9 protein-coding genes are annotated in these 12,185 nt (G+C 48.5%); 7 read left to right on the top strand and 2 right to left on the bottom strand.

Annotated elements, in window-relative coordinates; translation table 11 throughout:
* Nucleotides 1-162 precede the first annotated feature (162 nt).
* Nucleotides 163-3,252 carry a SusC/RagA family TonB-linked outer membrane protein gene (locus KW844_RS23460; RefSeq protein WP_218379229.1) on the top strand — a complete coding sequence of 1,030 codons (3,090 nt, stop codon included), beginning with the start codon at nt 163-165 and terminating at the stop codon, nt 3,250-3,252.
* Between the two features lie 11 nt (nt 3,253-3,263).
* The gene (locus tag KW844_RS23455; protein ID WP_218379228.1) at nt 3,264-4,913 is read left to right on the top strand and encodes a SusD/RagB family nutrient-binding outer membrane lipoprotein; all 1,650 of its coding nucleotides are present in this window, start codon (nt 3,264-3,266) and stop codon (nt 4,911-4,913) included.
* 106 nt (nt 4,914-5,019) lie between these two features.
* Here KW844_RS23455 and KW844_RS23450 read toward each other — a convergent pair whose 3' ends face one another.
* Nucleotides 5,020-5,430, bottom strand: a complete 411-nt coding sequence (locus KW844_RS23450; protein WP_218379227.1) for a hypothetical protein — start codon at nt 5,428-5,430, stop codon at nt 5,020-5,022.
* Between the two features lie 175 nt (nt 5,431-5,605).
* On the opposite strand from KW844_RS23450, the gene KW844_RS23445 reads away from it, so the two are divergent.
* The 3 genes from KW844_RS23445 (at nt 5,606) to KW844_RS23435 (ending at nt 8,013) form a co-directional block, all read left to right on the top strand.
* Nucleotides 5,606-6,277, top strand: a complete 672-nt coding sequence (locus KW844_RS23445; RefSeq protein ID WP_218379226.1) for an MgtC/SapB family protein — start codon at nt 5,606-5,608, stop codon at nt 6,275-6,277.
* A gap of 6 nt (nt 6,278-6,283) precedes the next feature.
* A complete protein-coding gene (locus tag KW844_RS23440; RefSeq protein ID WP_218379225.1) occupies nt 6,284-6,697 on the top strand; it encodes a hypothetical protein in 414 nt (137 codons plus the stop codon).
* Nucleotides 6,698-7,053: 356 nt separating this feature from the next.
* Nucleotides 7,054-8,013 (top strand): HAD family phosphatase, encoded by a 960-nt coding sequence (locus KW844_RS23435; protein WP_218379224.1) that lies wholly within the window; start codon nt 7,054-7,056, stop codon nt 8,011-8,013.
* Between the two features lie 221 nt (nt 8,014-8,234).
* Here KW844_RS23435 and KW844_RS23430 read toward each other — a convergent pair whose 3' ends face one another.
* A complete protein-coding gene (locus KW844_RS23430) occupies nt 8,235-9,089 on the bottom strand; it encodes a polysaccharide lyase (RefSeq protein ID WP_218379223.1) in 855 nt (284 codons plus the stop codon).
* A gap of 161 nt (nt 9,090-9,250) precedes the next feature.
* Here KW844_RS23430 and KW844_RS23425 point away from each other — a divergent pair, with 161 nt between their 5' ends.
* Complete coding sequence (locus tag KW844_RS23425; protein ID WP_218379222.1) at nt 9,251-9,922, top strand: response regulator transcription factor; 672 nt, start codon at nt 9,251-9,253, stop codon at nt 9,920-9,922.
* Between the two features lie 131 nt (nt 9,923-10,053).
* Complete coding sequence (locus KW844_RS23420; RefSeq protein WP_218379221.1) at nt 10,054-12,006, top strand: LTA synthase family protein; 1,953 nt, start codon at nt 10,054-10,056, stop codon at nt 12,004-12,006.
* Nucleotides 12,007-12,185: the final 179 nt, after the last annotated feature.

Here is a 12,185-nt window from a genome sequence, read left to right as displayed (position 1 = left end):
AAATCCATTTTCCAAACTGTAATTCACAACGGATTCAAAGAAACATTTTTCAATTATTTGCTTATTGTGGAATCAAGTTTTGTATGTAGAAAGAAATACTATGCTCCTATTATAATCAGATAAGTATTAACTGCAAGTCAACCAACATCTAAAACGTTTAACATGAGAACTACACTCAGGTTATTGACGATCCTGTCGTTAATAGCACTCCTGTTGCCCAATCTCACAGTGGCGCAGCAAAAAATTATTTCCGGCACCGTCATCTCCGATGAAAAGGTACAGCTGCCCGGGGTCACCGTGCGTATCCGGGAAAGCAATGTCAACACCGTCACGGATGCCTCCGGAAAATACACGATCAAGGCAAACGCCGGGCAAACGATTGAATTCACCTACATCGGTTACCTCGCCCAAACCATCAGCGTTGGCGAAGCAGCCACCATCAATGTAACGCTGATGCCCACACGTACCGGACTCAGCGAGGTGATCGTTACCGCCATGGGTATCAAAAAAGAACGCAAAGCCCTCGGCTATGCCGTGCAGGACATCAAGGCGGATGAGCTGATGAAAAACAAAGATGCCAACCTGATCAACTCCATGAACGGAAAAATTGCAGGTCTTAACATCACCAATGCAGGCGGCGCCCCTGGCTCCTCGGCCTCCATTATCATCCGCGGTGGTACCTCCCTGGAACGTAACAACCAACCCCTGTTTATCATCGATGGAGTACCAATGAACAACTCCACCGGTCAGGGCGATAACAGCGCCTTCGATGGCTCCGTGAACATGTCTACCACCAACAGCAACCGCGCTATGGATATCAACCCCGAAGACGTGGAATCCATCACCGTGCTCAAAGGCCCCGCTGCCGCTGCGCTGTATGGACTGCAAGCGGCTGCCGGTGCCATCGTAATCACCACCAAAAAAGGCTCCGAAGGTAATACTATCATCAGCGTTACACCCAGGTATACCACCAACTGGGTCAACAAACTACCCAAAGTACAGGACCGCTATAAACGTGGTACCGCCTACAGCGGCACGTTTACAGATCAAACCTACTTCTCCTGGGGACCTGAGTTCGGCGCCGGCGAATCGGCCTACGATAACCTGGGCGACTTCTTTCAGACCGCGCACGCATTTGATAACAGCTTCAATATTTCCGGCGGTACCAAGCTCAGTAAGTTTTTCCTCTCCGGCTCCAATATCATGCAAACGGGTATTGTACCTACTACCGACTATAACCGTACTTCCGTACGTTTCAACGGAGAGCAGCAAGTGGGCCGCTTTACCTTTGGGGTAAACGCTACCTACGCGGTAAGTAACACACAGAAAACCCTCACCGGCAGCGGCCTGTATGGCGGCAGCGGCAGTGGCTATCTCCAAAGTATTATGTCGTGGCCTACAGACGACAATATGTCGGTATGGCTGAATCCCGACGGCTCCAAACGCCGCCTGCTCCCTAATGTAGCCCTGGAAGATGATATCGATAACGCCAACTGGACCGTCAACAGAAGTCCGCAAAGCGATAAAACCACCCGCATGCTCGGTAACATCTACGCCAGCGTGAAAATCACTAACTGGCTGGATGCCACCTACCGCCTCGGTATCGATAACTTCGTGACACAGTTTACCAGTCTCACCAGCCCGGGATCTGCCGTGAAAATAGCCTGGCAAAACGGGATGCTGTCCGAAACCACCCGCCGCTACAACTTCACCAGCGGTAACCTCATGCTCAATGCACACAAACAGGTGAAGGACTTCGACCTCAACCTCCTCCTGGGACACAATACAGAAGACTATTATACTAAAACCGGTTCCGTGCGGGCAGAGAATTTTGCTATACCTGGGCTGATCTCCCTCAATAACGCGGATAACAAAAACCGTTACGCACAGGACAATGTAAGCCAGAAGCGGCTGGTTGGGGTGTATGGAGAATTCAGGGCATCATATAAAAACCTGGTCTACCTGGGCATTACAGGCCGTAACGACTGGAGCAGCACCCTGCCGGTGGTATACCGCTCCTTCTTCTATCCTTCTGTGAGCGGTAGCTTTGTGTTCAGTGAGCTGCTGCCTAAAAACAGCGTGTTATCGTTTGGTAAGCTCCGTGCTTCCTGGGCCCGTGTAGGTAAAGACACCGATCCTTATGTGACCTCTACCGGCCTGTTTGGTCCGGAACTGACCATAGGTGGCGGCTACAGGAACTACTGGCAGCAAGGCAACCCTGAGCTGAAACCGGAAAATACCGACTCTTATGAATTTGGTACAGAGCTGCGTTTCCTGGGTGGCCGGCTGGGACTGGATTTCACCGTATACAACAACAAAAGTGTGAACCAGATACTGTCGCCAAGGGTGAGTAACGCTACCGGCTATATCCTGAAATCGGTGAATGCCGGCGTGATTGAAAACAAGGGTATAGAACTTACCATTAACGCCAACCCTGTGCGTAACAAGAATTTCAACTGGGATGTAACCCTCAACCTCTCTAAAAATAAAGGTCGCGTGAAAGAGCTGCCTGGCGCTATCAACATTTTGTATGTAACCGATGTGCAGGAAGGTCCGGGAAAGGCCGCTTCCTTTAACAAAGGAGTGTTTATGGGGCTGAGCGGTTCCAAATGGGCCACCGATTCCAGTGGAAATGTGATCCTGGATTATAATACCGGCTACCCTACCATCTCTTCCCTCACCACCTTACCGGTGGGTAACAGGGAACCTAATATGATAGGTGGGCTCAACAACAGCTTTAGCTATAAGTCGTTCAACTTCTCCATGCTATGGGATTTCCGCTTTGGTGGAGATGTATATAATGCAACAGAGTGGCTGATGACGGTAAGCGGTTTATCCGAAGCTACGTTGGGTCGTGGCAGTGACCTCACCTTTAGCGGTGTGGCGCTGAACCCTACCAGCGGTAAGTACGAACCGGTAACCCGTACGGTGAAAGCTACTGAAAAATATTACCGCGATATATATGCCAACAATGCTCCGTTTTTCATACAGAGCGTGAACTGGATGCGTCTGCGGTCTGTGTCCTTATCGTATTCGCTGCCTGCGAATGTGGTGAACCGTATTGGCTGGCTGAAAGGTGCTACCGCCACTATTTCCGGCAATAACCTGCTGTTATTTACCAATTACCGCGGCATGGACCCTGAAATCAGTGCTGCCGGCGCCGGCGTTACCGGTTCCGGATCAGTGGGAATCGACTATGTGGGCGTACCTTCTACGAGAGGAGTTGCCTTCGGTTTAAACTTTAAATTCTAATTGCTGCTACCATGAGAAAAATATTCTTGCTTATAAGTATATCCGTTGCCGTTAGTTCCTGTAAAAAATGGCTGGATGTCAACAAAAATCCTAACACCGCCACTTCCGATGTGCCAACAGCAGACATGAGGCTGGCGCCGCTAATCAGCCAGTTTTCAGATTGTTATGAAAGCTCCGGCACCCGTGCCTCTTTCCTGACACAACAGATAGCGGTGGTGTATCCGGCCAGTAACGCGGCCACCAACAACAACTGGAACCTTACCCGTTGGTACAGCAACACTTCCAGCGCCAACTGGCCATGGCAGTGCTGGTATGTAAATACCGCTGTCAACGTGGACCCGTTAATTACCGCTGCACAGAAGGTAGAAGCCTGGCATTATATCGGTGCTGCCAAAGTGATCAAGGCCTGGGGCTTTGGTACCCTGGCTGATTTCTATGGCATGCTGCCTTATGATGAATTTGCCATGGCGAGCACCTACACCCCTAAATTTGATGACGGGGAATATATTCAGGGAAAAATAATCCCACTGTTGGATGAAGCTATTGCTGACCTGAAAAAGACCCAGGGCCCTGCGGCGCCTCCACTGTCGAAGGCAGACGTACTCAACAATGGCTCGGTGGATAAGTGGATCAGGCTGGCCTATGGCCTGAAAGCCCGTTTCCTGCTGCATACTACCAAGAAAGGAAGCTTTAATGCGCAGGCTGTGCTGGATGCGTTGGCCAACGCACCCCAAACGGATGACCAGAGCAGCATCCGCCAGTATGTGGACGAGGGCCCGTCCGTGACCAATACAGCGAAAGAAGCGTTGCAGTATACCAATACTGCCACTACGGTGCGCTTCACCAAACTCTACATTGACTATCTCACCAATAATTACCAGGGGGCACCTACGGGAGCTAATAACATGCGTGATCCTCGGATGGACAGCATTCTGCCACGCATGCAGGTAGATACCGGCTGGTTATTTACCAAAGGAATGGATATGACTTCCGACCTGCCTAAAACAGGCCCTTCCAACCCCAGCTATACAGCAGCTACCAACAAGTTTTCAAATGGTGACTCCGTGTATATTCCGCTACGGAAAAATCCTTATGCGCCTACATCCGGTCAGCGGGTATTGTCTACCGGTTCCTGGTATACGAAAAGAGATGCAAAAGGGCTGTTACTCACCAATGCGGAAATGAGGTTTATTGAGGCAGAAGTTAAATTCCGCCAGGGCGATGCCAACGCGGCCTTAACGGCTTACAAGGCGGGGATACGCGCGCATATGAACCTGCTCGGTATATTACCGGCAAGAACGGAGCAGTTCCTGCTAAGCACCTCTGTGGTACAAAGCGCTGCTAACCTGACGCTAAGCCATATTATGATTCAGAAATACATTGCGTTGTCGTTCAGCGTGGAAGCCTGGGTAGATATGCGCCGCAACAACTACTGTGCGGACGCTTCCGGCGTGTACAACGTGGCTACCGGTGTGTACAAGGGCTATCAGCGGCCATCGCATGTTTATATTGAAGGTTATCCTGCCCCTACTGATTACCCACGTCGGTTTGCTGTGGCCAGCTATGAAATCAATTTCAATATTGATCAGGTGTTAAAGGCGAACGCCAATGCAGCGAAGCCTACTTACCTGTCGGAACCGGTATGGTGGGATAAACCGTAAGCTTATTCCAGTATTTTTTTCCGGAGGAGTAAAGACCCTCGGTCTTTACTCCTCCGGAGATTTGTTTTCCGCCGACGGCGGAAAACAAATCTCCTTAAACATCCTTTCACAAAAATGCCGCCTGCCGGCGGGCACGTTTAACCAGGTTACGAATCCTCCATTCCAGCTCTTCCACGCTCACCGAACGATCCAGAAAATCATCGCAGCCATTTTGCAGTCCGCGGACTTTTTCCTCCACGTCGTTATCATCTCCCAACATAATCATAGGCACCAGTTCAGAACAACCACGTATAAACGAAGCCAGCCTGAAGGCATTCCAGGGAATGCTTTCTATCTGACGGAATACGGCTCTGCTGTCGACCAGCACCAGATCGTATTCCAGGTGTATATTTTCCGGACAGGTCCATTCTTCGGCGGACAATACCTCGACCTGCAGTCCGTCGCAGGCAGACAGCAACCGCTGTATTTTAAAGCGGTACAAGGAAGGATTTGCTGCTAAAAAAATGTTTATACCCACGTTAATGCTTTTGGAGTATTGATATAAACTGCATGCTAAAGTGATATGGCGTTCTCGAAATTGCACTCTTTTTATCGTTCCAACAACCGTATTATCACCCTTTTTTATCTGGTAGCCGCACAAATGTTGCTGGTAAAACGCTGCCTTTTCGTTAACTTAAAGTAAAAGTTGGCATATGTTAACCTGGCAGGAAATCGCAATCAGACTCTCTATGGCAGCGCTTTTCGGGGCGCTGATCGGGCTGGAAAGGGAACGCAAGGACTGGACGGCAGGCATGCGCACGCACATGATGGTTTCCGTTGGGTCCTCCCTGATCATGATGGTATCCGCATTCGGATTTTCTGATGTACTGGGCACGGAGCATGTGGTACTGGACCCTTCCAGGGTAGCCGCACAGGTGATAAGTGGCATCGGTTTCATTGGTGCAGGCACCATCCTGTTTATGAAGCAGGGCACTATACGCGGACTCACTACCGCTGCAGGATTGTGGACTGTAGCCGCCATCGGCCTTGCCACCGGCGGCGGTATGTACTTTGCTGCGGGGGCCACCACGCTGGTAGCCATTATTATTTTATGGGCCCTGCAACCGTTGGAGAAAAGAGTTTCCCAGCGCTTTCGCCAAAACTCCTTACGCGTGGTTACTTCCTCTGGCGCTATCGCCAACAATGTGTTGCAACAGGTAACCGCCATGAAAGAGCTGAGCTTATCCGGCTTTTTCATGGAGAAAGAAGATGATTACTATACCCTTCAGCTGAAGTTTGATAAAATAAATAATGAGTCCATGTTGCAACTCGTTCAGCAACTGCAGCAGGAAAAAGATATTATGGAAATCGGCTGGAATAAATAATCTGCTATGATAACGACGCTCGAAAAATTTTTTACCGACTACGGCAAAGCCGCCGCTGGTCATCAACCCCAGGCCATCGCTCACTTCTATGCAAAAGAATTCCTGGTAGCCGATGGCGGAAAATCGAAAACCTATAAAAATGATGAGTCCTTTATAGAATGGCTGCGCAGTGTAATTGATTACAATAAAAAAACGGGACTGGTGAGAATGGAGGTCATTGAAATCTCCCTGAATAACATCACAGAACATTATACCAGCGCAAAAGTAACCTGGGGAGCTACTTACCATAAACAGCCGGATGCCGCCATCCCTTTTAACGTCACCTACCTGTTGCAGGTAAACCACCAGCAGCCGTTGATCCTGACCTATATTAATCACCAGAACCAGGAAGAATTAATGAAGGCCAACCATATCATCTGATTTTTTTTGGGAGATGATCAATCCTGCTGACACAGGGTTGTCACACCCTCCTGCGAGATTTGTACTATGAAACGTACAATATCTGTTCCGGTCAATCGTCCTCATAGGCACAACAACTACTGTACTATGCCGGGGATTTTGCGAAAAACGATTTATCATTCTACTGTACACACGTGGAAAACCTGCACCGGCATCCTGAAAGGAGTTTGTCATGCCATGATGTTTTTGTTTTTTTAGGCATATATATTATAGCGGGGAATAGCATTAAAGGCATCTCCCCGCTAAAATAGCCCTCCCATTTCCCCCATTTAAACAATCTCGCCCCGCCAACTGTACTGTAGAAAAAATTACTGACCATGCAAAGACTTCTCCAGGCACTCCTGATCAGTATGCTTATTTCCATCCAGGCATTGGGGCAAACTGATCCACTTCCCTCTTGGAATGAAGGCCCTGTCAAACAGTCCATTATTCAGTTCGTTACGGCTGTTACCACACCGGGCAATGATTTTGTACCGCCGGCCGACCGTATCGCTACTTTTGACAATGACGGTACCCTTTGGGCCGAAAAGCCGCTTATTCAAGGTTTATTTGCCATTTTTCGCGTACACAGAATGGTAGCTCAAAACCCGGCATTGAAAAATCAGCAGCCATACAAGGCCGTTATTGAAAAGGATAAAGAATACTTCGAGAAGGCCGGATTAAAAGAAGTGATACACCTGGTGAACCTCACCCACGCCGGGATGACCGCAACCGCGTTTGCAGCCGAAGTGCAGCTCTTTTTCAATACGGTAAAGCACCCCACCCTCAAAACCTCCCTATACCAGGCGATTTATAAACCACAGGTGGAACTGCTAAACTACCTCCGCACCAATGGCTTTAAAACGTTTATCTGTTCGGGTGGTACAGTAGATTTTATGCGGGTGGTCAGCGATACGCTGTATGGCATTCCACCTGAGCAGGTGATTGGTACTGAACTCAAATACAGGTACATAGATAGCGCCGGTGTGAATGATATTATGCGTTTGCCTGGTCTGACCACCTTTAACGACAAGCAGGAAAAGCCTGTCAATATTCAGTATCATATTGGCAAAAGGCCTATTCTGGCCTGCGGCAACGAAGGTGGCGCCGGGGATGTGTATATGCTGCGCTTTTCACAGGGCAACCCCTACAAATCATTACAACTCATTGTAAACCATGATGACGCCGCCAGGGAATTTGAGTATAGTGAGAAAGACAATAAATCGCTCAACATGGCAAAGCAGTACAACTGGCAGGTAATCAGTATGAAAAACGACTGGAAAACTATCTTCCCCTGATGCGATAAAAAAGCGCCCCGTCACCGGCAATGACGAGGCGCTTAAAATGATCTTTCTGATCTTACCGATGATATGTAATTCTCTCCGCAAAGTACGCCGTTGATAATGTCAAGACAGGCCTCCACCACGTTTTTCTGAATCCCATCTATTCATATAATCAGGTACTTCATGCGTGCTAAATCCCCCATTCCCGTGCGAGCCGGAAATGAGGGATTTGTTGTTTAGTTGATCTTGTGTACAGACAGGTTATCATAATAGATATAACCTGTTGAAGTAGATTCCCAGTAACTCTGGCTGCCGCCGCGGAAGGTGTGGAAGGTTACTTTTTTGATCAGACGCTGTGCATCGTTGGTAGTCCAACGGATGTCCTGGTCCAGTACCACCGTACCGTTGATCACGATCTGTACGTGACCATCGGTGTTGCTGCCGGTATTACTTTTGATGTACATGTGCACATGGTAAGTAGTACCTTTCTGGATACTGCCGGAAGAAGGGTAACTTTTGCCGAAAGAGTTACCATACTCACCTGGCTGATCTTTGTAATAAATGTAAGGCTGGAAAAATACCCTGCCGGCATCTGTCTGATACCACATCAGGCGTAAAGATCCACCATTACCATCCCAGCCCGGATCACCGCCGGTGTTACCTTCACCAACGCTGAAACCAAAGCCTACTTTTCCGCCACGGCTCCAGTCAAACTGGCTGTGGAACCGGATGTCATAATCCATCTCATAAGCAGCACCGTCAGAAACATCAATGTTGGCTACCACGCCGCCGGCCGCACTCAGTGCATTCGGCTCCAGCGTGATACGCAGGTTACCATTGGAAATGTAAGTACGTCCGGAATTCCAACCGCTGACATTACCAAAATCACTGGCCGCCTGCGCCTGCGAAAGCCAGGTGCCCGTGGCATAGCTGTCCCAGTTGTTTGTCCAGGTACTTAAAATTGCTTCTGTTTGTGCTCCCGTACCCGTGCCAGGATCGGCAGGGGTTTCCAGGGTTTGATCCTTCTTGCAGGATAATAGACAGGTTGCCGCTAATACAGCAAATGCATGCATGCGAAACGTGGAAATCATGCGATTAAATTTGTGGGTTATGAATAGCTACTACAGTATCGAACTGCAATTTTCATTCAAAAGATAAGGGCTGTTTTCCAAATTTCCTAGTGTTGCAATCGATTTTTTGCAATCGATTTCATAAATGATTGTCAATGAATAATTATCATTATATTTATTTTATGAAGATCCTCATCATAGAAGATGAAATCGCCCTCCGCAACGCCATTCAGCAGTACCTCGAGCAACAGGGATATGTCTGCGAAACAGCCGGCGATTTTCAGGAAGCTATCAATAAGGTTAACGAATTTGACTATGACTGCATCGTAGCCGATATCACCCTCCCCAATGGTAACGGACTGGAAATCGTCAAAGAACTTAAACGCATACACTCCCGCGCCGGTATCATTATCATCTCCGCTAAAAACTCTTTGGAAAACAAGCTATCCGGACTCACCCTCGGGGCGGATGATTACCTCACCAAACCCTTTCATCTCCCTGAATTAAATGCCCGTATCCACGCCCTCCTGCGCCGTAAAAACTTTGACGGGAACACACAAATTACCTTTCACGAAATCACCGTCACCCCTGCCTCCCAAACCGTCACCATCCATCAGCAACCTATCACACTCACCACCAAAGAATACCAGCTGCTCCTTTACCTGCTGGCCAACCAAAACCGGCTCATTACCAAGTCGGCCCTCGCCAGCCACCTCTGGGGCGATGCATACGACCAGGCCGGCTCCTATGATTTCATCTATACCCACATCAAAAACCTCCGGAAAAAAATGATGGAAGCCGGCGGAAACGATTATATCAAAACCGTTTACGGCACCGGCTACCGGTTCGGCTAATATCCCCACTAGATAAATTCAGAAAATCTTCAGAATCCAGTCCCCTCCTGCAAACCCACGTCTGATACGCTCATAAAAAAATTAATCCTAATTTAATCTAACAGCTTACCTTCGCCCATCAATTTTTCATAATGAAACCTACACCTAACAGGTACGCCGTGCAGTTCGGATTTACTGCCTTGTACCTTTTGCTTTCCACGATTGTCAGAGTCGCGCTATTATGCTGGGCCTTTCCTGTGGCCGCCCTATCCTTTGGAAACATCCTTTCCATACTCGCGAAAGGGCTTGTTTTTGATGTGGGCGTAGCGGTATTTTTTACCGCCGCTTATTCAGTTTACCTGCTGCTGTTGCCGCAAAGACTCAATAAGTCCTGGTTCAACAAAATATTCACTTCCTTCTGCTTCTTCCTGGCCTTACTGATCGTTATCTTCTCCTTCTTTGCGGAATTTACCTTCTGGGGGGAATATGAGGCAAGATTCGACTTTATCGCGGTAGATTACCTCCTCTACACCTATGAGGTAATCAACAATATCAACCAATCCTACCCGCTGCCATTACTGATTGGTGGCGTACTCGCCGGCACTGCACTGCTTACCTGGCTTACCGCCCGTTTAGGCATGTTCCGGGCAAGCTTCCAGTCGTATACCCCGGTTCGCTGGCGAATCCTTCTCACCGGAGGCACTCTTGCAATCGCCGGCTTACACCTCTACCTGGTGAGCAACACCTGGGCAGAAACTGGCAAAAACCGCTACCAGCAAGAGCTTTCTAAAGCAGGCATCTATAGCTTCGGCTCTGCCTACTTTAATAATGAGCTGCCCTACGATAAATATTATATCCTGGAAGATGATAAACAGGCCTTTGCAGCAATGCGAAGTCTTTTACAGTCGAACAACAGTAAATACCTGGAAGACGGTTCCAGCATCTATCGCCACATAGCTGATACCGGCGCCACTGTAAAGCCTAACGTCATCATGGTTACGATAGAAAGCTTCAGTGCCGGATTCATGGAGCGCTTTGGCAGCAAGGAACACATCACACCGGTGCTGGACAGCATCGCCAAAGAAAGCCTGCTGTTTACCAACATGTACGCCACCGGCACCAGAACCGTACGCGGTATGGAAGCCCTGACGCTCGCTGTACCACCTACACCAGGCCAGAGTATCGTACGCCGTAAAAACAACGAAGGATTGTTCAGTCTCAGCACCATCTTTGGCAATGCCGGCTACGACCGCACCTTCTTCTACGGCGGTGATGGGTACTTCGATAATATGAACCAGTTTTTTGGCAACAACGGATTCGATATTTACGATCGCTTACGCCATCGCCTGGTAGGAGATAACTTCCCAACCCAGCGCGATAACTTCCCGGACAGCGCCGTACATTTTGAGAATGCATGGGGTGTTTGCGACGAAGATATTTATAGCGCCGTGCTTAAAAAAGCAGATGAAAAACATGCGGCTGGCAAACCTTTCTTCGATTTTGTGATGACCGTTTCCAACCACCGCCCGTTCACCTATCCGGAAGGAAAAGTTTCCATCCCTTCGCATACCAGTCGCGAAGGAGCTGTTCAGTACACCGATTATGCCATCGGGCAATTCCTGAAACAGGCGCAGCAAAAACCATGGTTTAAAAATACCATCATCATATTTGTGGCGGATCATTGCGCCAGCGTAGCAGGAAAAAATGAAATTGAAGTCAACAAATATCATATCCCCTGCATCGTTTACAACGTACCAAATGAAACGGCAAGGGAAATCCCTACCATGTGCTCCCAACTGGACATATACCCTACACTGTTAGGAATCCTCAACTGGTCCTATAATTCAAATTTATACGGGAGAGATGTACTGGCTGCTGATTACCAGCCCCGCGCCATGATCAGCACCTATCAGCTGCTAGGCTATCTCGAGCCAGGTAAACTGATGATTCTTGGACCACAGCATCAGGCGCAAACATTCCATGTGAAAGACAGTACAGGGGATTTGCAATCGCTGCCTATGGACAGCGTGCTGCTGCGCAAGGCCATTGCCAATTACCAAACGGCATACACGCTGTTTAAAAACGGCGGCATGCGGAAATTATAGCCTCTGTTTAGGGCCGCAGGCCCTGGGTATAAAAGAGGGTGTATCAAAAGTATGATACACCCTTTTACTTTTGTAGGAAATTATTAAACAGGTATATTAATGTAGTTATACTAGTTATTACCCTGTTGGGAAATGAGAGAGATACACCCAGATAGGCATTGGTCATATCGTAAAAAAGG

Source organism: Chitinophaga sp. sic0106, from assembly GCF_019219075.1.
Taxonomy (GTDB): Bacteria; Bacteroidota; Bacteroidia; order Chitinophagales; family Chitinophagaceae; genus Chitinophaga.
Note: the sequence above shows the minus strand (reverse complement) of the source record. Positions and strands in the feature narration are given on the sequence as shown.

Coding starts and splice junctions, on each gene's coding strand:
- KW844_RS23430 (WP_218379223.1), bottom strand. CDS start 9,089: ATGATTTCCACGTTTCGCATGCATGCATTTGCTGTATTAGCGGCAACC.
- KW844_RS23440 (WP_218379225.1), top strand. CDS start 6,284: ATGATAACGACGCTCGAAAAATTTTTTACCGACTACGGCAAAGCCGCC.
- KW844_RS23425 (WP_218379222.1), top strand. CDS start 9,251: ATGAAGATCCTCATCATAGAAGATGAAATCGCCCTCCGCAACGCCATT.
- KW844_RS23420 (WP_218379221.1), top strand. CDS start 10,054: ATGAAACCTACACCTAACAGGTACGCCGTGCAGTTCGGATTTACTGCC.
- KW844_RS23435 (WP_218379224.1), top strand. CDS start 7,054: ATGCAAAGACTTCTCCAGGCACTCCTGATCAGTATGCTTATTTCCATC.
- KW844_RS23455 (WP_218379228.1), top strand. CDS start 3,264: ATGAGAAAAATATTCTTGCTTATAAGTATATCCGTTGCCGTTAGTTCC.
- KW844_RS23460 (WP_218379229.1), top strand. CDS start 163: ATGAGAACTACACTCAGGTTATTGACGATCCTGTCGTTAATAGCACTC.
- KW844_RS23445 (WP_218379226.1), top strand. CDS start 5,606: ATGTTAACCTGGCAGGAAATCGCAATCAGACTCTCTATGGCAGCGCTT.